22 protein-coding genes and 1 pseudogene are annotated in these 22,729 nt (G+C 55.4%); 9 read left to right on the top strand and 14 right to left on the bottom strand.

Features of this window, described 5'->3' with window-relative positions; translation table 11 throughout:
• The first annotated feature begins 9 nt into the window (after window positions 1-9).
• Genes ACR0JF_RS21165 through ACR0JF_RS21155 form a run of 3 tightly spaced genes read left to right on the top strand, consistent with a single transcriptional unit; the run spans window position 10 to window position 3,514 of the window.
• Window positions 10-1,767 (top strand): FAD-dependent oxidoreductase, encoded by a 1,758-nt coding sequence (locus tag ACR0JF_RS21165; protein ID WP_170660601.1) that lies wholly within the window; start codon window positions 10-12, stop codon window positions 1,765-1,767.
• A gap of 39 nt (window positions 1,768-1,806) precedes the next feature.
• Window positions 1,807-2,691 carry an intradiol ring-cleavage dioxygenase gene (locus tag ACR0JF_RS21160; RefSeq protein WP_170660602.1) on the top strand — a complete coding sequence of 295 codons (885 nt, stop codon included), beginning with the start codon at window positions 1,807-1,809 and terminating at the stop codon, window positions 2,689-2,691.
• Between the two features lies 1 nt (window position 2,692).
• Window positions 2,693-3,514 carry a 3-oxoadipate:acetyl-CoA acetyltransferase gene (locus tag ACR0JF_RS21155; protein WP_170660603.1) on the top strand — a complete coding sequence of 274 codons (822 nt, stop codon included), beginning with the start codon at window positions 2,693-2,695 and terminating at the stop codon, window positions 3,512-3,514.
• A gap of 45 nt (window positions 3,515-3,559) precedes the next feature.
• On the opposite strand, the gene ACR0JF_RS21150 is transcribed toward ACR0JF_RS21155, so the two are convergent.
• From ACR0JF_RS21150 to ACR0JF_RS21105, 10 genes are all read right to left on the bottom strand, one after another.
• The gene (locus ACR0JF_RS21150) at window positions 3,560-4,537 is read right to left on the bottom strand and encodes a pirin family protein (RefSeq protein WP_480669830.1); all 978 of its coding nucleotides are present in this window, start codon (window positions 4,535-4,537) and stop codon (window positions 3,560-3,562) included.
• Between the two features lie 81 nt (window positions 4,538-4,618).
• A complete protein-coding gene (locus tag ACR0JF_RS21145; RefSeq protein ID WP_170660605.1) occupies window positions 4,619-6,799 on the bottom strand; it encodes a molybdopterin cofactor-binding domain-containing protein in 2,181 nt (726 codons plus the stop codon).
• A gap of 1 nt (window position 6,800) precedes the next feature.
• Complete coding sequence (locus ACR0JF_RS21140) at window positions 6,801-7,253, bottom strand: (2Fe-2S)-binding protein (protein ID WP_170660606.1); 453 nt, start codon at window positions 7,251-7,253, stop codon at window positions 6,801-6,803.
• Between the two features lie 55 nt (window positions 7,254-7,308).
• The gene (locus ACR0JF_RS21135; RefSeq protein ID WP_170660607.1) at window positions 7,309-8,193 is read right to left on the bottom strand and encodes an efflux RND transporter periplasmic adaptor subunit; all 885 of its coding nucleotides are present in this window, start codon (window positions 8,191-8,193) and stop codon (window positions 7,309-7,311) included.
• Window positions 8,194-8,207: 14 nt separating this feature from the next.
• Window positions 8,208-9,818, bottom strand: coding sequence for an MFS transporter (locus ACR0JF_RS21130; protein ID WP_170660608.1), 1,611 nt, complete (start codon window positions 9,816-9,818; stop codon window positions 8,208-8,210).
• Window positions 9,802-10,110 carry a GNAT family N-acetyltransferase gene (locus ACR0JF_RS21125; RefSeq protein ID WP_170660609.1) on the bottom strand — a complete coding sequence of 103 codons (309 nt, stop codon included), beginning with the start codon at window positions 10,108-10,110 and terminating at the stop codon, window positions 9,802-9,804. The genes ACR0JF_RS21130 and ACR0JF_RS21125 overlap by 17 nt, the downstream gene beginning before the upstream one ends.
• A gap of 24 nt (window positions 10,111-10,134) precedes the next feature.
• Entirely contained in the window at window positions 10,135-11,868 is a 1,734-nt protein-coding gene (locus ACR0JF_RS21120) for an amidohydrolase (RefSeq protein WP_170660610.1), read from the bottom strand.
• A gap of 132 nt (window positions 11,869-12,000) precedes the next feature.
• The gene (locus ACR0JF_RS21115; protein ID WP_170660611.1) at window positions 12,001-12,705 is read right to left on the bottom strand and encodes a hydrolase; all 705 of its coding nucleotides are present in this window, start codon (window positions 12,703-12,705) and stop codon (window positions 12,001-12,003) included.
• A gap of 30 nt (window positions 12,706-12,735) precedes the next feature.
• The gene (locus ACR0JF_RS21110) at window positions 12,736-12,990 is read right to left on the bottom strand and encodes a DUF1427 family protein (RefSeq protein WP_170660612.1); all 255 of its coding nucleotides are present in this window, start codon (window positions 12,988-12,990) and stop codon (window positions 12,736-12,738) included.
• The gene (locus ACR0JF_RS21105; RefSeq protein WP_170660613.1) at window positions 12,987-13,748 is read right to left on the bottom strand and encodes a pirin family protein; all 762 of its coding nucleotides are present in this window, start codon (window positions 13,746-13,748) and stop codon (window positions 12,987-12,989) included. Before ACR0JF_RS21105 ends, ACR0JF_RS21110 begins: the two co-directional genes overlap by 4 nt.
• A gap of 113 nt (window positions 13,749-13,861) precedes the next feature.
• Between ACR0JF_RS21105 and ACR0JF_RS21100 the strand changes: the two genes are divergently transcribed.
• Window positions 13,862-14,836 carry a LysR family transcriptional regulator gene (locus ACR0JF_RS21100; RefSeq protein WP_480669826.1) on the top strand — a complete coding sequence of 325 codons (975 nt, stop codon included), beginning with the start codon at window positions 13,862-13,864 and terminating at the stop codon, window positions 14,834-14,836.
• On the opposite strand, the gene ACR0JF_RS21095 is transcribed toward ACR0JF_RS21100, so the two are convergent.
• Together ACR0JF_RS21095 and ACR0JF_RS21090 are read right to left on the bottom strand one after the other, a co-directional pair.
• Complete coding sequence (locus ACR0JF_RS21095; RefSeq protein ID WP_170660615.1) at window positions 14,798-15,418, bottom strand: alpha/beta hydrolase; 621 nt, start codon at window positions 15,416-15,418, stop codon at window positions 14,798-14,800. The genes ACR0JF_RS21100 and ACR0JF_RS21095 overlap by 39 nt on opposite strands.
• A 14-nt stretch (window positions 15,419-15,432) precedes the next feature.
• Window positions 15,433-16,368 carry a VOC family protein gene (locus ACR0JF_RS21090; RefSeq protein ID WP_170660616.1) on the bottom strand — a complete coding sequence of 312 codons (936 nt, stop codon included), beginning with the start codon at window positions 16,366-16,368 and terminating at the stop codon, window positions 15,433-15,435.
• Between the two features lie 113 nt (window positions 16,369-16,481).
• Between ACR0JF_RS21090 and ACR0JF_RS21085 the strand changes: the two genes are divergently transcribed.
• Both ACR0JF_RS21085 and ACR0JF_RS21080 read left to right on the top strand, forming a co-directional pair.
• On the top strand, window positions 16,482-17,393 hold the full coding sequence (locus tag ACR0JF_RS21085; protein ID WP_170660617.1) for a LysR family transcriptional regulator: 912 nt from the start codon (window positions 16,482-16,484) through the stop codon (window positions 17,391-17,393).
• 551 nt (window positions 17,394-17,944) lie between these two features.
• A pseudogene (locus ACR0JF_RS21080) lies at window positions 17,945-18,085 on the top strand (IS6 family transposase); the annotation flags it as partial.
• 154 nt (window positions 18,086-18,239) lie between these two features.
• Here the strand turns inward: ACR0JF_RS21080 and ACR0JF_RS21075 are convergent.
• Both ACR0JF_RS21075 and ACR0JF_RS21070 read right to left on the bottom strand, forming a co-directional pair.
• The gene (locus tag ACR0JF_RS21075) at window positions 18,240-18,452 is read right to left on the bottom strand and encodes a GFA family protein (protein ID WP_480669824.1); all 213 of its coding nucleotides are present in this window, start codon (window positions 18,450-18,452) and stop codon (window positions 18,240-18,242) included.
• A 708-nt stretch (window positions 18,453-19,160) separates the two neighbouring features.
• Window positions 19,161-20,048: a LysR family transcriptional regulator gene (locus tag ACR0JF_RS21070; RefSeq protein WP_170660618.1), complete on the bottom strand. Its 888-nt coding sequence runs from the start codon at window positions 20,046-20,048 to the stop codon at window positions 19,161-19,163.
• Between the two features lie 144 nt (window positions 20,049-20,192).
• On the opposite strand from ACR0JF_RS21070, the gene ACR0JF_RS21065 reads away from it, so the two are divergent.
• The 3 genes from ACR0JF_RS21065 to ACR0JF_RS21055 all read left to right on the top strand — a co-directional run bounded on the left by ACR0JF_RS21065 (window position 20,193) and on the right by ACR0JF_RS21055 (window position 22,124).
• Window positions 20,193-21,041, top strand: coding sequence for a TauD/TfdA family dioxygenase (locus ACR0JF_RS21065; protein WP_170660619.1), 849 nt, complete (start codon window positions 20,193-20,195; stop codon window positions 21,039-21,041).
• Between the two features lie 135 nt (window positions 21,042-21,176).
• Window positions 21,177-21,590: an alcohol dehydrogenase catalytic domain-containing protein gene (locus tag ACR0JF_RS21060; protein WP_480669821.1), complete on the top strand. Its 414-nt coding sequence runs from the start codon at window positions 21,177-21,179 to the stop codon at window positions 21,588-21,590.
• A gap of 33 nt (window positions 21,591-21,623) precedes the next feature.
• Window positions 21,624-22,124, top strand: coding sequence for a zinc-binding dehydrogenase (locus ACR0JF_RS21055; RefSeq protein WP_480669819.1), 501 nt, complete (start codon window positions 21,624-21,626; stop codon window positions 22,122-22,124).
• Window positions 22,125-22,729 lie beyond the last annotated feature (605 nt).

The following is a 22,729-nucleotide window of genomic DNA, read 5'->3' as shown; positions in this document are numbered from 1 at the left end:
AGAGAGCTTATGGCCACCATCACAACGGATGTCCTGATCATCGGGACCGGCCCGGCGGGGTCTGCAACGGCGGCTTTGCTGTCGAGCTATGGCGTCGAGAACATGGTCATCAACCGCTATCGCTGGCTGGCCAACACGCCGCGCGCGCATATCACCAATCAGCGCACGATGGAGGTTCTGCGCGACCTTGGTCACGAGGTCGAGGCCGAAGCTTACATGCACGCCGCGCATCAGGATCTGATGGGCGAAAACGTGTTCTGCGAAAGCCTCGCCGGTGAGGAAATCGGGCGGATGAAAAGTTGGGGCAATCATCCTCTGTCCAAGGCTGAACACCTGTTGTCCAGCCCGACCATGATGAACGACCTACCGCAAACATTCATGGAGCCGATCCTGTTTGGCACCGCTTGTCGCCGTGGCACTCAAGCGCGCATGAGCACCGAATACTTGCGCCATGAGCAGGACGCAGAAGGCGTGACGACGACGTGTTTGGATCGTTTGTCGGGCGAAGAAATCACGATCCGTTCAAAATACCTTGTCGGTGCCGACGGGGGCAATTCTCTGGTCGCCGAACATGCCGGTCTGCCTTTCGAAGGTCAGATGGGCGTTGGCGGATCGATGAATATCCTGTTCCGGGCCGATCTCAGCAAATACGTGGCGCATCGGCCATCGGTCCTCTATTGGGTGATGCAACCGGGTGCGAATGTCGGTGGCATCGGTATGGGTTTGGTCCGCATGGTCCGCCCATGGAACGAATGGCTCATCGTTTGGGGCTATGACATCAACCAACCCGCCCCAGAGGTGGACGAGGCCATGGCCACTCAGGTTGCACGGCAACTGGTTGGCGACCCCGAGCTTGAGATCGAACTGATCAGCGCCAACACCTGGACCGTCAACAATATGTACGCGACCCATATGCAAAAGGATCGCGTGTTCATAATGGGTGACGCGGCGCACCGACACCCTCCGTCAAACGGGCTGGGGTCGAACACCTCAATTCAGGACAGTTTCAACCTCGCCTGGAAACTGGCCGCAGTCCTGAAAGGCCACGCCGGAGAGACCCTGCTGGACAGCTACAGCGAAGAACGGGCGCCAGTAGCTAAACAGATCGTCACACGGGCCAATCAATCCATCGGTGAATTCGGTCCCATCTTTGAATCGCTCGGAATGGCAGAAGGTGTCGACCCAGAGGTCATGCAAAGCAATCTGGAGGCTCGCACAGGATCAACGCCTGAAGCCGCGGCACAAAGGCAGGCCATTCGCGAGGCGATTGCCTTCAAGAAATATGAGTTCGATGCGCATGGCGTTGAAATGAACCAGCGCTACGACTCCTGTGCGATTGAAACGGATGGTCAACCCAATCCCGGTTTTGATCAGGATGCTGAGCTGCACTACCAGCCGACGACTTGGCCCGGCGCGCGCATTCCACATGTCTGGGTGTTTGATCATGATACAGGGAACAAGCATTCCACGCTGGATTTGTGCGGTCGCGGAGAATTCACCGCGCTGACCGGAATTGGTGGTGAGGCCTGGGTTTCCGCCGCCGAGACCATCTCGAAAGAACTGGGCTTGCCCATTCGCTGTCATGTCATCGGGCCGCGCCAGACCTATGTTGACCACACCGGGGATTGGGCGCGCGCGTCGGAGATTTCGGATACAGGCTGTTTGTTGGTCCGTCCTGATCAACACGTGGCATGGCGCTCAGCCGATATGGCTGCGGATGCCGAAGCCGAACTGCGTCGCGCGCTGACCACAGTACTTTCGCGATGAGCCAATCTGGAGCAAACTTACACAAGTCAGGAGGCCAAAATGGACTCGCATGAGATGGGATACTTCACCGAGGAAAACTCGGCCGAGGTCGTCACCGCGCGCAACAAAAACGCAGAAAGCGAACGGCTGAAGCAGGTTATGGAAGTCATCACCCGTAAGCTCCATGAAGCCGTGAAGGAAATCGAACCAACGCAGCAGGAATGGTTCGAGGCAATCATGTTCCTGACCAAGGTCGGACACATGTGCGATGATTGGCGGCAGGAGTACATTCTTCTGTCCGATGTCCTGGGCGTTTCGATGCTGGTGGATGCCGTGAACTCACGCCGCCCCACCGGGGCTTCCGAGAACACTGTTCTGGGACCTTTCCACGTGGGAGGTGCCCCGGAATACGAGATGGGGCATAATATTTGTCTCGACCAAAAGGGCGAGGACATGGTGGTGCGGGGTCGTGTCACCGATGTGGCAGGCAACCCGTTGGAAGGCGTCAAGATTGATGTCTGGCAAGCCAATGATGACGGATTTTACGACGTCCAGCAGAAAGGCATTCAGCCCGATTTCAACCTGCGCGGCGTCTTCAAGACCGGGGCTGACGGGACGTATTGGTTCCGTGCGGTGCGGCCAAAGAACTATCCAATCCCGGATGACGGGCCGGTTGGCGATCTGTTGAAGCGTCTTGGTCGACACCCGTACCGACCAGCACACCTACATTACATCGTTTCTAAAGACGGCTACGACGACCTGACCACGCATATCTTTGATCCCGATGATCAGTACATCAACTCGGATGCGGTGTTTGGGGTCAAAGAAAGCCTGATCGCCGAATTCAATCGCGTCGATGATCCGGCGCGATCTGCGGAAGTTGGCTTTGAAGGTCCCTATTGGGATGTCGAATTCGACTTTGTCCTCGCACCGAAAGAGGCGTGAAATGTCTGAACCCTGCATCATCTGCGTTGCAATAACCGGGTCCTTGCCAACCAAGGCCAATAACCCGGCTGTGCCCATAACAGTCGAGGAACAAGTCGAAAGCACACAGGCCGCTTTTGAGGCAGGGGCATCCATCTGCCATGCCCATGTTCGAAATGATGACGAAACGCCTTCGAGCGACCCCGACAAGTTCGCAAGGTTGAAAGAGGGGCTCGAGAAACACTGCCCTGGCATGATCATCCAGTTTTCAACAGGTGGGCGCTCCGGGGCTGGCAAGACGCGCGGCGGCATGCTGCCGTTGCGACCGGATATGGCGTCGTTGTCCGTGGGGTCGAACAACTTTCCCACGCGCGTCTACGAGAATCCACCCGATCTTGTCGACTGGCTCGCGGCTGAGATGGCAACTTATAACGTCAAACCAGAGATCGAAGCCTTCGATCTGAGCCACATCCTGAAGGCGGCCGAGATGCACAAGAAAGGACAAATCAAAGACACGCCTTATGTGCAATTTGTCATGGGTGTCAAAAACGCGATGCCTGCTGATCGGGACGTATTCGATTTCTACGTGAAGACAGTTGACCGACTGTTTCCGGGTGCGCCTTGGTGCGCTGCAGGTATTGGTGCCCAGCAGGAGGTTCTGAACCACTGGGCAATTTCCTCCGGTGGCCATGCACGGACGGGTTTGGAAGACAACGTGCGCCTGGATCGCAATACGCTGGCACCATCAAACGCGGCGCTTGTAACGCGGACTGCAGAGATCTGTGCCCAATACAACCGCCCGGTTGCAACAGCGGACCAGACACGAACTATTCTAGGCCTCTAGACCGGGTTTTCGCACCTTTGAAAACCCACAAATCCGGTCAAAAAGTCAGGCCGAAGGCTCGGTTTTTCTATTGGGCAAGGTTTGCTCAAGTTCTGGCGTAATCGGGATATGCTCGGCGTCGTCACCCGGTGGCAGTTTAAAGGGTCCATTGGCCCAATCCGCCGCCTTCCAAGACTCTTTGGCGACTTCTATCCTGTCTCGGGACGATGAAACGAAGTTCCACCAGATATAGCGCTCCTCGCTCAGGGTTGCCCCGCTCAGCGCCATTAGACGCGCACCCTTTTCGCCAGCCCGAACGCTGATTTTATCACCGGGCCGAAAGACCATCATTTGACCGGCGTGGAAGACGTCGCCAGCAACCTCAACTGACCCTTCAGTGACGTAGATTCCACGGTCTTCCTGATCGTCCGGCAATGGAAAATGCGCACCCGGCGAAAGAATGACGTCGACGTAAAATGTCTCGGATTGCATCGTCACGGGGCTGGATTTGCCATAGGCTGATCCGAGTATGAGTTTTGCTTGAATGCCAGTATCTTGAAGCTTTGGAAGGGCTGCGTTCTTGTGGTGCTCAAAGTCCGGTGCCATGTCTTCGCGGTCTTTTGGCAACGCGATCCACGTTTGAATACCAAACAACCTATTGCGCTTGGCCCGTGTTTCCGCGCTGGTGCGTTCCGAATGTGTGACGCCCTTGCCTGCAACCATCCAGTTCACTTCGCCCGGATAGATCATCTGATGAGTGCCAAGGCTGTCGCGATGCTCAAACTCGCCATCATACAAATAGGTTACGGTTCCAAGACCGATATGCGGATGTGGGCGAACGTCTATGCCGCCTTCTGTGATGAACTCGGCCGGGCCCATCTGGTCGAAAAAGATGAACGGTCCAACCATCTGGCGTTCGGGCGCGGGCAATGCACGCCGGACCTCAAACCCACCAAGATCACGGGCGCGCGGAATAATCAGAGTTTCAACACTGTCTGCCGAAGCACTTGGGCACTCAGGGTTATGCGTGGGGTTCCAACTCATACATTGGGTCCTTTGTCTGTAGTTGGGTCTTGGCAAAAGTGCCGCCGGTCAAAGGAAATGACCGGCAGCATCCTTAGCCCGCTACGTTTCCAGCGCGGCGGTGACGCGATCCGGAGTAAACGGCATGTGGCGCAAGCGCTTGCCTTGCGCGGCATAGAACGCGTTGGCAATGGCTGCGGGCACCATCGGTGTGCCAACCTCGCCAACACCAACTGGCGGCGCATCGGCCTCTGCGACATAGATTTCGATATCCGGCATCTGCGACGCGCGTGTGATCTCGTAATCCCAGAAGTTGCTCTGCACAACTTCACCGTTTTCGATGTCTATTTTTTCAGAAAGAGCCATCGAGATACCGAACACGATGCCACCTTCGATCTGATTGAGCGCGTTGTCTGGTGTGACGATCAGGCCCGCATCGATTGCGGCCCAGAAATTGGTGATCTGAATCTCTCCGCTGTCCGCGTCAACTTCAACTTCCGCCACACCTGCGGCCATGGACGAGCTATATCCAGCGAAGGAAAGCCCCAGATTGCGATCACCCCGATTGTGCCAATCAGACATCTCGGCCACCTTCTCAAGCAGGTGCCGCCCGCGCGGGTTTTCGGAAACAAGGTCCAGCCGGAACGCCAATGGGTCCCGCCCGGCCTGTTCTGCCAGTTCGTCCATGAAACACTCTGCCGCAAAGGCTGTGTAGGACGCGCCAATACCGCGGTAGGGGGCAAGGCGGGCGTGCCGGTCCATGATCAGGTGATCGGCGCGGAAATCCTTGATCCCATAGAACTTGCTCTCCGCACCCCGCATTGAGATCACATCGTTCGGGTTCACCGCATCCCAACGCAGCGGGTTAAAAAACCCGATCACCGTTGGTGTGGCAACCTTGTGATACCACCCGTCGAGTTTTCCGTCCGCCGTTAGACCCGCCTCAAGCTTTTGGGCTGCAGCCGGGCGGAAAGTCCCCTGCTTCACGTCGTCTTCACGCGGCCAGATCACTTTGACAGGGCGTCCAACGGCCTTTGAGCACAGCACCGCATCGCGCACATAGTTTTGCATCAGGGCTGTGCGTCGACCAAAGCCTCCGCCCATTGTCATCATGTTCAGTCGAACGCTTTCGACGGGGATATCCAGCACCTCGGACACAGTCCGCGCAGTCCACGACTGCGTTTGCGTGCCCGCCCAAACCTCGGCACCTTGCCCGTCCGCATCGACATCAGCGACAGCCGCCATCGGCTCAATCTGAGCGTGGTAGGCGTAGTCCGACAGATAAAGCTGCGAAAACTGACGGTCAGCGTTGCCAATAGCTGCAGCGGCGTCGCCTTTTCCAGCCCAGGTTGCCCCCGACGCGTCCGGGGCGCTGACAGCGGCGGCGTATTCGGCCAGCGTCTCTTCGCTGTTTGAGGTTCGGAAGGGTGAGGTGGTGGACCATTCGACCTCAAGCAAACCCCTTGCCCCCAAGCCAGACCATAGACTTTCCGCGACGACGGCGACACCGTCCGGTACCGTCACGATATCAATGACGCCCGGTACTTCGCGTGCGGCGGCGTCGTTGATGGAAAGCGGCACCTCCTCCTCGACTGGTGCGCGTAGGACCGCCGCATAGGCCATATTGGGCACTTCCACATCGATCGCGTATTTGGCCTGACCTGTGCTCTTGGCCGGAACGTCGCGACGCGGCAGATCTTGCCCGATGATCCGAAACGCGGATGGGTCTTTCAGCGGCACGGTCTCGGCGTCTGGTACCGTCACATCCCTTGAACCAAGCGCCGCCAGTTCACCATACCCGGCCTGTTGGCCATCGGGGCCCAAAACAACACTTGGTTCCGTCCTGAGGCTGGCTTTGTCCACACCCCATTCGCGCGCTGCGATTTGCAGCAACACGTCGCGCGCCTGCGCGCCCGCCTTGCGCATCGGGTCAAAATAGAACTGCGTTCCGGTGCTGCCAGCCGTATATAGAACACCGCCAAACAGCTGATTTCCAAAGCGTCGATCATCAGCGTTTAGCTGTTCGATCTCAACGTCGTCCCATGCTGCATCCAACTCCTCAGCAAGGATTTGGGGTAACGTGGAGTAGCTGCTTTGCCCCATTTCGGTCGACGGGAAGACAACGCGGATGCTTCCATCCGCTCGGATCGTCAACCAGTGATTGACATCAAGAGTGCCGGCAGCTGCCTCAGCCCGGACAGATGAGATCCCTCCCGCACCGATGAAAAATGTCAGTCCGGCAGCGCCTTTTAGAAACCCACGGCGGTTCATGGTGATGGTCATCTCAAACCTCCTTGGCTGCGCGTTCGATGGCTTTGAAAATGCGGTTGTAGGTTCCGCATCGACACAAGTTCGAACTCATCTCATCGACGATTTCTTCGCGCGTCGGGGATGGATTGTCCGCCAGAAGTGCCGCCGCGCGCATGATCTGACCCGACTGGCAATAGCCGCATTGTGCGACCTGCTCTTCGATCCAGGCCCTCTGAACAGGATGCGAGCCGTCTTCGGACAATCCTTCGATCGTCGTGACTTTCGCATCCTCCACGTCGCTAACCGACATCTGACACGCGAAGCTCGCCACACCATCCACATGCACCGTGCAGGCCCCACACATAGCAGCACCGCACCCGTATTTCGTACCTTTGAGTTTGAGCGTATCTCGCAGGACCAGCAGCAACATTTCGTCAGGGGGGTTATCAACCTCTACGGGTCGGCCGTTCAATTCGAATTTGATCATTTGGAACAGTCCTTGTGATGCCTGATGTTGAGGGGGTCTTGTGGAGTGGATTTCGTCATGGCCTGACCATGGAGTGGTCTTGCTCGGCGCCGGTGACTGGGTGGACCATGGGCGTGACACGAACTTTCATTCCCGGTCGCAACCTTTGATCGGGGTTTTCCAGATCCGCCCACACACGAATTTCGCCGTTGTTTTCATCGAACCAGACCGCCGATCCGGTGAGCTGAATTGTATCTGGCAGAACCTGACCGATCTCCGTTTCAACGTGGAACCGGACGGAATTTGATAGCTCCTCTGAGCGCGTGTTGGTCGTGTTCAACCCTGAAACCCATTGGGCATAGGGAATCTCGAAAACAACGCGCAAGCGGTTCAGATTTACGAGTTGAAACAGAGGCGGGTCGCCGGAATTGAACTCGACCAGCGAACCCGGTCCAACACGCGGGTCTTCAACATGTCCTGAGATCGGTGCACGTATGAGCGTGTCGTCGAAGTTGGTTTGTGCGATCTCCAACTCGGTTTTCGCCAAAGCCCTTTCGGCCTCAGCCAAAGCCAGATTTGTTTCGGCGTCCAACAATGCAACCTCTGTTGCCGCTCCCCGCGTAGAGAGTTGGGCTGCGCGTTCCAATCTATCTCGGGCTTGAAGCAAGAGAGCTTCGGCTTTGGCCAGCTTTGCACGCGCAGCATGAACCGCCAGTTTCTCCAGATCGTTTCGTAGCTGCAGCAATGGCGTGCCCGCTTGGACATACTCACCTTGCTCAACCAGCACTTCTTCGACGATGCCCTCCGCCCGGCTATAAACGTCCGATCGGTCGACTGCTTCGATACGGCCTTCAAACTCCGCTCCACTCGCAGATGCCTGCTCTGGCGCATGGGCCCAGAACAGAGCCGCAAAGACTGTGGCCGAAAGAATGGGCCTTTGGGTGACCAAAATCGATAGCATCTCAAACACTCTCATCATGGTGCGATCAGATGGCGAACGACGGGCCCGCTTTCACGGGTATCAAAGGCTGCGACAGTCTGTTGAAGGTCCCGATCCTGATGTGACACACGCTCATGCTGGGCCAGATGTTCCTCCCAGGAAGAAACCATAAACGCTTCGACCCATAGCTCAGGCTCTTCCGCGCTTTGGAAAACGCGCCAGTCATAGGCTCCGTCGCGCCAGCGCTCGCCCGACCATTCTTGAATCGCGGACAGGAATGCAGCTTCGTTCTCGGGTCGGATGCGATACTCAACTTCGACCATGACAGGACCGCGGGATGCCAAGCCGTGCTCTTCAAGGGCAACTTGCGGCGCCGGCCAATGCATAGAGGGCGTCAGGTCCAGATCTTCGCCCTGACCAAGCTGAAACTTGCGCGTAAGAAGCAAGCCAACGATCAAACCGCCTGCTGCGATCAGCAAGGTGATCGAAACAGATGTTGCCGTGGCCACCTGACCCCAGAATGCTGATCCAAACGCCATGGACCCGAAGAAAACCATTAGATTCACAGACAATCCTCGGGCCCTGACCCAGTTGGGCAGCGCGGTCTGCGCCGACACATTGAACGTGGTGAGAACGGCAATCCAGCTAAAGCCACCCAACAATGCGGCGATATAAGCCAAGGGAGGCTTTGTCGCCGTTGCGAGAATTGCCATGGCAACGGCAGTGCCGATAGTGCCGCCTGCAGCTGTAGTGCTTGCATCAAGCCTCGCGCGGAACTGCGGAAGTGTCAAAGCACCCGCAACAGCCCCGGCACCGATCAACGTCAGCAACAAACCATACAGCGTCGCCCCGCCCCCTTCGATCGTCCGGACGACCAGCGGCAGCAGAGCCCAATAGGCAGATGCAAAGATGAAGAAGGCAAAGGATCGGATCAACGTGGCCTTGAGCGGGCTGTTATGTGCGACGTGACGCATGCCGGTCATCATCGCGTTGAACATAGGCTGAGATGTCTTCGAAACGCCGACGTCGTGCTTCCAAAACAACAGAGCGCCAATGATCACGAGATAACTGACCGCATTGACTGCAAAAGGCGCCGCCAAGCTGACCGATGCAATCAAAACGCCCGCCAAGGCAGGGCCGATCGCGCGGCTGATGTTGATGCCCATTGAATTCAACGCAATGGCTGGTTGCAACGCATCACGCGGCACCAGAGTTGGCACGATCGCTTGCCAGGCCGGAGCCATGAAGGCGGTGCCTGTTCCGATGGCCAACGTGAACAGGATCAGCAGCGTCGGTGTTACCAGTTCGAGCTGAACCAGCACGGTTAGCACCGACACCAGTACCAGAAGCACCACGTTCACCGCGATCAACAGCTTGCGTTTATCCAACCGATCCGCCAGCGTACCGGCGTACAAGGCGAAGATGAACACTGGCAGGGTCGTTGCCGCCTGCACGAGTGAGACAACCGCCGGAGATGAATTGAGCGTCGTCATCAGCCACCCTGCGCCAACGTCATGCATCCACGTGCCGACGTTAGAGACCAGGGTCGCAACCCAAAGAAGCGCGAACGCCCGATGTTTGAACGGGGCCCAAGCCGAGTTTGATGCCGCAGGTGCAGGTTTCGCGATACTACCACTGGATGACATCTGCCAACTCCTCGCGGTTTTTTTCGGCGTAGGACCGCACAAACGGGCAAAGAGGCACTATTCGGAGACCCTTGTCGCGCGCGTCCGCCACAAGCTGCGCGGCCAAGGTCCGTGCCAAGCCGCGACCACGCAACTCTTCCGGGACAAACGTGTGGTCGGCGATAACGAGGCTGGGTGTGACTTTTGACAGCGTCAGTTCCGCCTCGCTCACGATCCCGGAAACTGAGGCGCCGTACCGTGCTTTTGTATCGCTTTCGCTGTAAGTGATTTTTAGCTTTTGATCGTCCAACATGGGAAATCTCCTGAGGTCCTGCCGCTATTCAGCGGCAAGGCTGCCTTGGCTTTGCGTCGAAGCGCCGGGTGCACCGAAAATTGGAACGGGTGACCAATCTGGAAGCTCTGGCAGAGGGGCAGGTGCATGCGCCGCAAAACGGGCCTTGGCATGTACGATCTTGCCGCCTGTAAGTGTCAGGTCGGCCTCGATCTCGGTGATTTCGTCCTCGGCGATCGAGAAATAGTCCCGGTCGAGCACGGCGATATCCGCCCATTGCCCCGCTTTGATCTGACCTTTCTTTCCCGCTTCCCGGCTGAACCAAGCTCCGGCGGCGGTCCAATGACGCAGCGCGTCGTGCCGATCCAAGCGGTTCGCTGCACTCCAGATGACGTCTCCGCCACGACCTTTGCCAGAAACGGCCCAGTGAATGGCCAACCACGGATTATAGGACGACACCCGCGTCGCATCCGTGCCAGCAGCCAGAGGCACACCCGAGGCCATCATCTTCTTGACCGGCATGACCTCGCGCAGGGCATCTTCGCCGTAACGGTCGCGATAGGCTGTGGTTTGAAAGGCGATGCGGTTTTGATAGCTGATACCGCCGCCCAGACGGGCAACCCACTCCATTGTAGATTCTGAGATCGTCTCACCGTGATCGAAAATCCAATTCAGCTCCTCCAGCCCTTTGTCACGGCCGACCTCTTCAATAAGGCTCAGCAACCGGTGGGCGCTTTCCTCGTAAGTGCAGTGGAACCGGATCGGCCAGCGGTTCTCGAACAGGAACTCGAGTACCGGCCTGAGGTCCCCTTCCATCCGCTTGGGTAGATCGGGGCGCGGGTAGCTGAAATCTTCGAAATCATAGGCCGATGCGACCAGCATTTCGCCCGCGCCCACGCATTTCAGGTAGTCGTTTCCTTCGTCTGGCTTGACGATGTCATTCCAGCGTTTGAAATCGTCCAACTCAAACATCGGACGCTGAGCAAATAGCTGATAGCCGATGCGTACGGTTTGCTCGCCGCGTTTGTTCAACTCGGTGATGACGCCGTAGTCATCTGGATAGTTCAGGAACCCACCCGCGCAATCCAAAGCCGAGGTCAATCCAAGACCATTCAGCGCCTTGAAGTAGTGCTTGGTCGAGGTGACCTGCTGTTCGAAATCCAGCTTGGGGGCCATATCCAACAACGCGTAAAGCGGTTGCGCGTTGGGGCGCGCCATCGCGAGACCAGTCGGGTTGCCCTGATCATCCCGCTCCAGACGCCCTGAGACAAACGGCTCGTAGAAATGTTTGTCGATGCCGATTGCACGCAGGGCGGCTTTGTTCAACCAGGCCCGATCATAGAGATGCAACACGTAGACAGGCACATCAGGCGCAACTGCATTGATCTCATCAATGGTCGGCAACCGCTTTTCGGCGAATTGATCGACGGACCAACCACCAACCACGCGGATCCATTGCCCGGCAGGAGTGCGCTCTGCCTGAGCCTTCAGCATGCGGAGACCGTCGGCAAGCGACGGAACGTGGTCCCAGCGCAGCTCCATCGCGAAGTTGTTGCCTTGTCGGATGATATGCGTATGGCTGTCGATTAGACCGGGAATTACACGCTGACCGCCCAGATCAATGGTCTCAGTTTCCGGACCCGCAAGCCCAAGCATGTCCTTGTCTGTTCCAACGGCGGTGATCTGATCCCCTGAAACGGCCACAGCGCTTGCTTCGGGCCTGTCGGGATCCATCGTCGTGATCTTGCCGTTGAAGAGTATCGTGTCTGGGGCGGCCATGGTGCGCATCCTTTGGCAAAGCGGGAGTGGTCGGTGCCCACTGCTGGGGCACAGATTGAGAGAGGTTTGGAAATTCTCCTGCTCGGTTTCATGGGGAGGGATGAAGGAACCGAGCGGGCGTGGCGCTGCAGACTACTCTGCAGCGACTTTTCCGGCGGGCACCGCTTCCAGCGTTGGTCCAGCGTGGCGGGTGCGCGAGGGTGCCTTGTGGACCATCGTGTATGCGTAATCGACGCCCATGCCGTAGGCACCGGAGTGTTCACGCACCAAGTCCATGACAGCATCATAGGTGTCGCGCCGTGCCCAATCTCGCTGCCATTCCAGAAGTACCTGCTGCCAGGTCACCGGGACAACTCCAGCTTGAACCATCCGATCCATCGCGTATTTGTGGGCATCAACCGACGTACCGCCCGACGCGTCAGCAACCATGTAAATTTCGTAGTCCGTGTCGGCCATGCAGCTCAGCGCAAAGGTGATATTGCAGACCTCGGTCCAAAGACCCGAGACAACGATTTTCTTGCGGCCTTCCGCTGCCCCGCGTGCAAGTGCATCGCGGACTTTCTGGTCGTCCCAGGAGTTCATGGACGTGCGTTCCAGCAAAGGCGCCTGTGGGTTTACATCCAGAAGTTCAGGATAGGTGTGCCCGGAAAAGCTGTCCGTTTCGACCGTGGTGATGATAGTGGGCACGTCAAAGATCTTGGCGGCTTTGGCCAAGGCAACGGTGTTGTTTTTTAGCGTCTGACGATCAATCGATTGTACGCCGAACGCCATCTGCGGCTGATGATCGATGAAGATGATCTGGCTATTCTCAGGTGTAAGGACTTCAAGTTTGGACATTTTTCATTCCTTGTTTCATGTTGGATGGGGTTAAAGGGTTTTGGGTTCGGTTGATTGGCTCGTCTCTTCCGCCTGCGTGACGGCGAAGGATTTCAGATGCAGGGCCTGTGACACAGCGTCGGAATGACCCCGGATCCATTGCACTGCAGCTTCTCCTGCGAGCATACCCAAGAGGCCCAAAAGCGCGATGATTGGCGGGGCGGGACTGCGGACTGCGATCAGGCCATAGATGACCCCAATCCCGAGGCCCGCTGCGAGCGATATGAGATATGGTTGCCAAGTCACGTCGGGTCTCCTTGCAATTCTGGTTCGATTGATCTGACTTTGAGGATTTTAGGTTCTTTCCTTGCCGCGGGGCTTGGCATATCGAAAACCAGCGCAGCACCGTCAGTGTGCCATTGCATAGTGACCTGTTCGGATCGCGGAACCTGTAGACCGTCACCCGCGCTCAGACGTTCGTGCTCGGCATAGGCAAGGCCATCCAGCAGATGAACGAAGCGGTCACTTTCGCCATTTGCAGAAAGCACAAGTTCTTGACCTTCGGTAAACCGACGAAGCGTTAGTCGCGTCCTTGATCTCAACAGGATCAAAGGGTGCGATTTGGCGGGTCCAGCGAGCAGGACATCCCCTTCGTTCGGAACTGAGGCTTGTGTGTACGAAGGCTTACCACCTACCTGATCCGGGATCAGCCAGATTTGCAGGAATTTTGCGGGCTCCGACGTGGACCCGTTGTATTCGGAATGGCGCACGCCAGTGCCTGCCGACATTCCTTGCACTTCGCTTGCGCTGATACTGGCGATATTGCCCTGATCATCTTCGTGCCGCAGCTGTCCATCCAGAACCAGTGTAACGATATCCATATCCGCATGATCATGTGCAGCAAAACCACCACCCGGGATCAGGCTGTCTTCGTTGATCACGCGCAGATTGGCGAACCCCATCCGCGTCGGGTCTTGGAACTGGCCGAACGAAAACGTGTGATAGCTGTCCAGCCATCCGTTTTGCGTGCGTCCCCGCGATGCTTTTTCGTGAATCTTGATCATTTCTCTCAGTTCCAAGTTCTGTTATTCTTCGATGTGGGGCGTAGTTTGAACTCGACAAAGCAGAAGTTCTGCGGGTATGCATTAGTTAGGCTAAACTGTTTTTCTGTATTGCCATGCCGCTGTCCCGATTGCCTTCCTTGCTAAGTTTGCGCGCCTTTGAGGCCGCAGCGCGGCGCGGCTCGATAAAGGAAGCGGCCTATGAGCTTTCGGTGACGCCGGGTGCGGTTAGCCAGCAGATCAAGGCGCTGGAGGCGGACCTTGGGGTGGCTTTGTTTGTGCGAAAGACCCGCGCGATCCATCTGACACCGGAAGGGCAGCGCTTGCAGCCAACGATCAGCGAAGCGTTCTTGCAGATCCGTCAGGTTGTCGATGAGGTCCGACCCAAGAAGACGCCCAAACTGCGCATCAGTTCCAGCAATGCGTTGATCAGCAAGTGGCTTTTGCCAAGGCTGCACAAGTTCACCAAGGACCACCCCGACGTTCAGGTCCACATTGAGTCCGAAAACCCTTCGGACCACAAAACCCACGCGACCGCCGATATCGAAATTCGATACACTAGCGAACCGCCTGAGGACCGCTATACGGAGTTGCTTCACCGCGAGTTGATGCTGGTGGTCGCCAGCCCAAGTGTGCTGGACATGTTCGACATAAAGTCCCCTGCCGACATCAAGGCCACGCATGTTCTGTACGATACAACGCCGATGCTGGACGGGTCGGTTCCCAGTTGGGTTCTTTGGAGCCAACACGCCGGGCTTCCGAATGGAGTTGATCCTTCGAAAGCCATGCGGTTTGAAAGGCCTCCGGGTGGCCAGATTGTGGACGCTGCGATCGCAGGCGCGGGTGTCGCGCTCTGCGGGTCGCTGCTGGTCTATTCTGCACTTTCGGACGGACGGCTTGTTTGCCCGTTCGGTCCAGTGGTGGAAACCGGGTTCAGCTATTTCATATGTTGCCACCCGGGCCGGGAACGTGAAGAGCATATTCATGAGTTCATGTCCTGGGCGCGCAAAGAAGCCGCCGTCTTGTCTACGTTGAATGCAATGCGTGAACCTTCACCCGGGGCCGACATCCCCGTTGAAGTGGGAGGCTAGCGCCGTCAGTTCAGAGTTTCGCAGCTCGTGTCCGCCTTCATGGACGTCCGAAGTGACCTCGACGCCATGTTCAGACAGCCAATTGATAAGGCGTTCCGTCATTGGCCATGGCGTGATTGGGTCGCGCCGTCCGGCGGTCACCAGAACTTTCCGCCCCAACAGCTTAGGATGCGCGTTCGGTTCCCACATAACCATCGGATGCAAAAGGCCGACCCGCTCGAACAAGTCAGGGCGTTTTAGAAAGACCGCCGCCAAGATGTTTGCCCCGTTCGAATAGCCGAAGCCATAAACCGGATGACCGGGGTGCGATGCGCGATGGGCTTCGATGAACGCAATCATCTTGTCCCTCGCACGGGCAAGGTCCTCCATGTCATATACGCCCTCGGCAGTGCGGCGAAAGAACCGCGCAGCCCCCATTTCAGAGACATCGCCGCGCGGTGATACGATCCCGGCCCCAGCGACAAGATTGCCCGCCAGTTCAACAAGCTGATGCTCATCCCCTCCGGTGCCATGAAAGGCAAAGACCAGCGGACGGGCGGGTTGCGGCGCTTGCACAAGCGCCTGATAGAGATCTTTGGACATTTCAACCTCTGAAATCATGATGCTAGTGGGGGCAGGAGACTTTCGATCTTGCTGCGATGTGGCTCGTAGCGGGTAGGCAACTTAAGCGCCTCACCCAGATGGGCCGTGTCTTCATCGCGGTCAAAACCGGGCTCGTTCGTAGCGATCTCAAACAGCACACCACCCGGCGTGCGGAAATAGATCGCCCAGAAATAGTCACGGTCGATAACCGGCGTGACCTGATAGCCTGTATCCAGCAAAGCCTGCCGAACACGCAGTTGCGCGGCACGGTCCTCGACGGCGAAAGCGATATGATGAACGGACCCAGCGCCCTGACCAGCGGTCGGGGTACTTGACGATAGCTGCTGCAGATCAATCGTGTCCGCAGCATTGCCCCCTTCGATCACATAGCGAGTAACGTCACCTTCCGTTTCGGCTTTCTGGTATCCCATGAAGGTCAGCAGTTCACCCGTCGCATCGACATCCTTCAGAGCGAACCGAGCGCCTCGGAACCCAAGAATCCCGGCCTCATCGGGAACACCGCCCTGGGTCCAAGCTGTTCGGCCTCGCGCATCAGACTCGACCAATGCAAAGCTATCGCCATCTGGGCCGTCAAAAGACAGACGCCTTTCTCCGAAGACCGTGCCATCGGCCAGCCCAGTCACGCCCTCAGATGCAAGACGTTGTTTCCAGAATTCGACACCGCCTGTAGGGATGGCAAACTCGGTCACACCTACCTCGCCGGCACCTCTGCGTCCCTTTGGCATCTGACCAAAAGGAAAATAGGTCATGACCGAGCCCGGCGTTCCAACCTCGTCCCCGTAATAGAGGTGATACACCTCAGGCGCATCGAAATTGACCGTCTTTTTCACTCGGCGCATGCCAAGGGTGTTGGTGAAGAAAGCGTTGTTGGTGCTGGCGTCCGCAGCCATCGAAGTGACGTGGTGCAGCCCTTTGATGTCTTTGATCATGTTCCGCTCCTTGGCGAGTGTTCAACTTGTATCAAAGATGGCGCATCGATTATTAAAGTTAATAGACAACTATGAGGCTTTATTATTGTCGAAAACGGAATTATTGAACTGAGATGATCGAGCTGAAGCCCATCCGCGTTCTGCGCGCCGTATCAGACCTGAAAAGCTTTTCCCTAGCAGCGCGCGAACTGGGCATCGCGCCGGCATCAGCAACACGCATCATAGCGCAGCTTGAGAGAGACCTCGGCACACAGCTTCTGGTGCGTACGACACGGCAAGTTTCACTAACCAGCGCCGGAGCGACTGTCCTTGCGCAGTACAGACCGCTATTGGAGGGGTTTGAAAAGGTCACACGCAGTCTTCAACGGGCCAACCAACCTGACAAGGGCCATCTACGTCTGACCGCGCCGGTATCGCTGGGCGTCACGTTGCTGCCGCAAGTGATCTCGGGGTTTCGTCTCGCCTATCCGAATATTTCAGTCGAGATCAACTTCTCCGACACCCTACTTGATGTGATTGAGGAAAACTGCGACCTCGCTGTACGTGTATCGGGCCCGCCCACCGACAAATCGACAATTTGGCGCAAACTGTGCGAAGTTCCGCGGCATATGATTGCTGCCCCGTCTCTGTTTGAACGCATTCCAGAGCCCAATCATCCGAGTGAGCTGAACCCGGAGGTGCTGATGTCTTACAGCGCTCAAGGCAGAGCCGAAACCTGGGACCTTTTGCATGCTGGAGTGAGCAGGATTGTGCAGGCACGGGGGAAAGTAATCTCTAACAATGGTGATTTCCTATATTCGCTGGCCGTTGCAGGAGACGGCATTTGCGTCCTGCCGGATTTCATCACGGTCAATGGTATGAAAACTGGGGAAGTTAATGGGATCCTGCCAGACTGGACTGTTAAGTCCCTATGGCTCACACTCTATTACCCACCTTACGAACAACTCCCGCCCATCGTAAGCACGTTTGCCGAATATTTTGAAACATTTGTGCAAGAGCATCCGAACCTGGACACAAAAACCTAAGTCCATTGAGAATCTGTGCGATTGAAAGTTGGAGAACCGATATATATGAGTCTTGGCTTAATGGTTGCCCGCGTTGACAGCTTAGATCTATTTGCGTTTCGCCGCTATTTGCTCCGCTAAAAATCGCACCGCGTCTGGGCGCCAAGGCTGGTATGCGACAGGCATGGGGCCGCGAACAGCGCAATTGGTCTTTCACACCGTCTTTGCTTTGTGTCTCGTCCAGATTCTAAACCAGCACACATGCATCGATTTACGCGCTGTTTTTTTACATCGATTGTGGGCCAGCTTGCTGCTGTAGAAGGTAATCCCAAACCTCGCCACTCAATTTAGTGAGCTGAATAAAACGCCACTGGACGCCGCCCCTCGCCCCTCTAGCGTTCGCCACGTGGCAGATTAGCAGGAACAGGCAGCTTCACTGTCGAACCTACAAATCAGCTCTGATTTTCCAAAAAGGTAAGTCAGATCAAACCAAACTGTCTGCCGGGTCTTGTCAGATTAACTTTGCTTGAGCGGAGCAGGGTTGGAGCAGGGTTATTGCGTAGCGTTCGCTCATGATCAAACCCGCCTCATTCAAATACTTCAAAACCAGTCCCGAGATTATTCGCCAGGCGGTGATGTTGTACATTCGGTTCCGGCTGTTGCTTCGAAACATCGAAGATCTACTTCATGGATGGATCATCGATGTGAGCCATTTCTTGTTTCCCCTTCATAGCCAAAGTAGTGGCTCAATTTTAGGGAGCAAAGGAAGGGCGTCTAGATCATCAGTCATTGCAGCCAAGACAACTTGCTTTGCTTGTTAACGTGAAAAGTCGGTTCGAAATTTTCCGGGTTTTCGAGCGACGCAGCTTAGAGGTGCATACCACCTAAATAGTGATCGGCTTCAAACCCAATTGGTGACCCGCAAGTTCCACAAAAGTGCCTGAAAACGCCTTTGGAGCTTTCATGAGCGCGGGCATTATCACCGGTCCATTCAAAGTTTTCCATCGGCACACTGAACCAAGCGAAAACCGGCGCGACACGATTCCGAGGGCAGTTGCCACAGTGGTAATGCTTGCCCATGCTTGATCACCCCGGTGGACCCAGCTTGTTGTTTTACTCGGACAATACTCGCGCTTCGCCATTCGATTTTACCCCAAACCTCCCTGAGCATAACAATCTGGTATTCTTTAGATAGGTACTGTTGGACGTTTCATCAGCAGAAAACGTCGAAGCTCAAGGTCAATTCGGGCGCGAAACTAACGTCCGGCAGCATTGGTTGGATGGCCGGTCTTATGTTCCATGGGGAACCTCTCAAGCGACGCCTGAAACCTAGCGAGGCCGAGTTGGAGATAGTTTAGCGCACGCGAGGCCCCACTCAGACAGCGTTAAAAGCCGTACAGACTAAGCTGGCTCGACGTCACTCACTACCGACGAACCAGCAACGTGGGTACCTTACTATTGGACCGCAAGTGACCGTAAAGGTAAAGTGTCAGATCACAAAGGCGGTCTGCTTTTTGCAAGGGCAACCAGCGAATTAGACTGCAATCTAAGAGCGTCAATACTGTTTTCCGGCCGTATTTTGCCCCCCCATCTCTGAATTTTGCCTTGGCTAATGGCAGAGATACTTTGCAAAACGGCAAAACGACTTCGGATGAGTGTTCGTTATGGGCTCGAAGCTGTTTTTTTCCATATTGCATACTATTGGCTGACCCAAGCCCAATTTTGACCTCCAGTTTTCTTAGTTCAAGTGGTCGAAAACATCTTGTGGATACCAAATGGAGTGCCAACTCACAAATAATCCCGTTGTCTATCTGCTGCTTCCAATAGCGCCGCCGTAACTGCGTCGACCATTTTACTGCGAGGCGACGCGGTCATACTCGCCAAGCCAACAATGCGCTTAGGTCCATTCTGTTCAAGGGGGATCCTTTTGAGCCGCAAGTGGTCATATGCAGCTAAGCGGCTGTCTGGTATGATTGATACGCCAAGTTCGGCGGCTACCATACTTGAGATTGCTTCAAGGCTCTCTAGTTCCATGGCGTCCTTGACTTCAATGCCCTTTTTTTGCAGCCAAGTCTCGATTTGCCTTCCCACAACCGCATCCCGCGTAAAACGAATAAACGGTGACGCGCCAAGCAGTTCTTTCGGAGGTGAATCTGGGGTGTTTTCGGAGACAAGCAGGACCAATTTTTCGGATACAATTTCAGAGAATTCCAACGTGTTAGGCAGAATATCTGGTCGGGAAATGATCGCCGCTTGAATCTGCCCGCGGTCTAACTGTAGCAAAAGCTGATTGGTCAAACCTGGAACAATCCGTACATGGATATCCGGATGCACAGACTTTAGCCTCGCGAGCGCAATCGGCACTAGTCCAGTCAGGGTCGTTGGCACGGCACCCAAAGTTATTTCACCGAAGAGTTCGTTGTTCGACTTCACCCTTTCCGCCAAACCATCATATGCGGCCACCACCGCAGCAGCCTCTCCGACGAACGTTAGCCCGGTATGAGTAAGTTTGGGCGATTTGGCTGATCGGTCAAACAATTCGAGCCCCAACGTGACCTCCAGATTCCGCATCTGGTGACTGACCGCAGACGGAGTTAGATGCTCCGCCTCTGACGCGGCACGGAAGCTACCATGTCGATGAACTGCCATTAGAGTTCGCAGTGACCGAATGCTCATTCCGATAACCTCTCTACCGCCTAATCCGTGATCGACATGTGAAATTTTTTCACTAAATAGTCAAAGTAATTTCGTTTTTGTTCATTTTTGTTGATGTGTAACTTGCGTATAGCATGCCCAAAGAAATCAAACCCAGAGGTGCTTATGGTTGCTCCTAAATCCAACGCCTATACTTCCATCGTTGCCAAACCCTTCGCTCCAAACCTTGGCGCCGAGATCTATGGAGTCGATTTGAGCCAGCCTGTGCCTGACGATCAGTTTGCGGAGATCTGCGACGCCTTTCACACCTACCAGGTGCTGTTCTTCAAAGAGCAGAAGGAAATACAGCCTACGCAGCACATCGAATTTGGGAAACGTTTTGGACCGCTTCATGCGCACCCTGCAGCCCCGACAATGGAAGGATATCCAGAGATATTCGAAATCCATGCAACGAAGAATTCCAAAGTAGCCAACGGTGAGTTCTGGCACTCTGACGTCTCTTGCGACGAGACGCCGCCCCTTGGAACTATGCTACAAATCCATATCGCCCCTCCCTGCGGCGGGGACACCATGTTCAGTGATATGTATTCGGCCTATGACGATCTTTCTGAGCCGATAAAAAATATGATCAACGGATTATCTGCGCTTCACAGTTCAGAGCATATCTACAAAGGCCGCTACAACGACCGGGGACAAAAAGACAGCGAAATTGATTGCCCCGAAGCAGTGCACCCGATCGTTAGGACTCATCCGGAAACGGGCCGGAAATCGCTGTTTGTGAACCGGACATTTACAACAAAGATTTTGGACATGTCGGATAGGGAAAGCGACGCGATCCTCAACATGCTTTTCGAGCATGCAGAGCAAATCAACTATCAAATCCGGTTCAGGTGGTCGCTTAACGACATGGCCTTTTGGGACAACCGGTGTTGTATGCATCGCGCTATCTGGGACTATTGGCCCGCAGAGCGTAAAGGGCGACGTGTGACCGTGAAAGGCGATAGACCTGTTTAGTATAGACCGAACCGAATTGCTTGATCAAAGAAACCAAGTCTTTAGGAGCGCTACGTACAAACCGCGGTCAAAAGAGAGTTTTGTGAAGACTTTTCGACTGAGACGGTCCCGGATCAAACCTGCCCAGACAATGGAGTGGTCTTGGAGATCGCTGCCTGTGGCGCATGCCGCTCGGGTTACCATGGATGGTCTGGTGCACACCCCAAAGTTTTAAATGGCTCCATCTTGGGGCACGAATACTGTGGAACTGTGGTAGAGGCAGGGCCTCAAGCGCAGCACAGCGTTGGTGACCGCCTTATAGCGCCATTCATCTTAGGGTGCGGCAGCTGCAACGCTTGTCAAACAGGCGTATCAAATAGTTGTGCTAACCAAATCGTTCCTGGATTTGGAACGCCTGGTGCCTACGCTGAATACGTTGCAGTGCCTTTTGACCACAACTTGGTTCACTTGCCAGAAACGCTGTCCCCTGCCTTGGCCGCCGGTCTTGGTTGTCGTGTAACGACTGCATGGCATGCTTTGACCGACCGCGCAGATGTAGCCGCTGGTTAATGGGTGGCTGTCCACGCAACAGGAGGGATTGGCTTGTCTGTTCTCCTATTGGCAAAAATACTCGGATGCCAAGTTGTTGTGGTGGATGTCGTAGATAAGAAACTTGAGCATGCCAAGGTTCACGGCGCGGACGCTACAGTAAATGCATCCAAAGAAAATACCGCTGCCGCCATCAGAGACATCACGGATGGAGGAGCAAACGTATCCATAGCAGCGCTTGGGATCGAAACAACGAAGAACGCATCTTTAGAGTGTCTCGCCACCCTTGACCGACACGTGCAAATTGGTATGCCGCCGGTCGACGGCATGATGCAGGTGAACATATGTACAATCTATTCTAAACAACTCTCGTTTTTCGGTACTCGTGGTATGCCTTCCTGGAAATACCCCCGCCTTCTAGGAATGATCGAACGTGGCGAAGTGGATATCCAGCCAATGGTCGCCAGAGAAATCCGATTGGAAGAGGCTAGCATTGAACTTCGCGCAATGAATGGACCGACGTCCCCAGGAACCGCTGTTATCACAAGGGTTTAGCTGTAATCGGTGCGAATACCCTGTAGGTTTCTGTGGGTACTGCTCTCTTAGCGCTATTTCTTAAAGGCCGATATTCGTGCAAAAGGCAGCTCGTGGCGACGCAATGCGAGAGCACATTGGGCTTGATGCAGTCGTTCGCCCAAATTCGTTGAGCGTCTACTTTGCGGACAAACCCGCCGTCGGCGCCTCAAACACGAACGGCTGCTATGCGCGGTTCGCGACCGCAACAAAAAAATTGTCTAGGGTGTCTGCTTTCGAGATCAACTATAACTAGGGCGGGAAGAAGATTTACGTTCTAAGGCGTGCCGACAGCAGAGAGGCGCTATGAGGGGACAAACCAACACAGGCAACCAAAAACGATTTTGTTTGAGCGTTGTTGTCCGTCAAAGTGGCACTTAACTCCGAATCGGAAATAACATTTGGGATTCAACTTTAGCGGAGTCCGATCGCCAAAGCTATGCAGGCTTAGAGTACGCTTATTAAACGGCTTTGATTTGAGAGCTATCGTCGACACTTGAGCTTCTCAAACTGAACTGGTCGACCGTTATGTTTAGGAAACGGAGGACCACGAATGGCAAACAAGAGACCGAAGTCAGAAGAGCTTG

This window comes from Ruegeria sp. BG11 (assembly GCF_056538565.1).
The sequence above is the reverse complement of the archived record's forward strand: the minus strand, read 5'-3'. Positions and strand labels throughout refer to the sequence as shown.

Coding starts and splice junctions, on each gene's coding strand:
- ACR0JF_RS21165 (WP_170660601.1), top strand. CDS start 10: ATGGCCACCATCACAACGGATGTCCTGATCATCGGGACCGGCCCGGCG.
- ACR0JF_RS21160 (WP_170660602.1), top strand. CDS start 1,807: ATGGACTCGCATGAGATGGGATACTTCACCGAGGAAAACTCGGCCGAG.
- ACR0JF_RS21155 (WP_170660603.1), top strand. CDS start 2,693: ATGTCTGAACCCTGCATCATCTGCGTTGCAATAACCGGGTCCTTGCCA.
- ACR0JF_RS21150 (WP_480669830.1), bottom strand. CDS start 4,537: ATGAGTTGGAACCCCACGCATAACCCTGAGTGCCCAAGTGCTTCGGCA.
- ACR0JF_RS21145 (WP_170660605.1), bottom strand. CDS start 6,799: ATGACCATCACCATGAACCGCCGTGGGTTTCTAAAAGGCGCTGCCGGA.
- ACR0JF_RS21140 (WP_170660606.1), bottom strand. CDS start 7,253: ATGATCAAATTCGAATTGAACGGCCGACCCGTAGAGGTTGATAACCCC.
- ACR0JF_RS21135 (WP_170660607.1), bottom strand. CDS start 8,193: ATGCTATCGATTTTGGTCACCCAAAGGCCCATTCTTTCGGCCACAGTC.
- ACR0JF_RS21130 (WP_170660608.1), bottom strand. CDS start 9,818: ATGTCATCCAGTGGTAGTATCGCGAAACCTGCACCTGCGGCATCAAAC.
- ACR0JF_RS21125 (WP_170660609.1), bottom strand. CDS start 10,110: ATGTTGGACGATCAAAAGCTAAAAATCACTTACAGCGAAAGCGATACA.
- ACR0JF_RS21120 (WP_170660610.1), bottom strand. CDS start 11,868: ATGGCCGCCCCAGACACGATACTCTTCAACGGCAAGATCACGACGATG.
- ACR0JF_RS21115 (WP_170660611.1), bottom strand. CDS start 12,705: ATGTCCAAACTTGAAGTCCTTACACCTGAGAATAGCCAGATCATCTTC.
- ACR0JF_RS21105 (WP_170660613.1), bottom strand. CDS start 13,748: ATGATCAAGATTCACGAAAAAGCATCGCGGGGACGCACGCAAAACGGA.
- ACR0JF_RS21100 (WP_480669826.1), top strand. CDS start 13,862: ATGCCGCTGTCCCGATTGCCTTCCTTGCTAAGTTTGCGCGCCTTTGAG.
- ACR0JF_RS21095 (WP_170660615.1), bottom strand. CDS start 15,418: ATGTCCAAAGATCTCTATCAGGCGCTTGTGCAAGCGCCGCAACCCGCC.
- ACR0JF_RS21090 (WP_170660616.1), bottom strand. CDS start 16,368: ATGATCAAAGACATCAAAGGGCTGCACCACGTCACTTCGATGGCTGCG.
- ACR0JF_RS21085 (WP_170660617.1), top strand. CDS start 16,482: ATGATCGAGCTGAAGCCCATCCGCGTTCTGCGCGCCGTATCAGACCTG.
- ACR0JF_RS21075 (WP_480669824.1), bottom strand. CDS start 18,452: ATGGGCAAGCATTACCACTGTGGCAACTGCCCTCGGAATCGTGTCGCG.
- ACR0JF_RS21070 (WP_170660618.1), bottom strand. CDS start 20,048: ATGAGCATTCGGTCACTGCGAACTCTAATGGCAGTTCATCGACATGGT.
- ACR0JF_RS21065 (WP_170660619.1), top strand. CDS start 20,193: ATGGTTGCTCCTAAATCCAACGCCTATACTTCCATCGTTGCCAAACCC.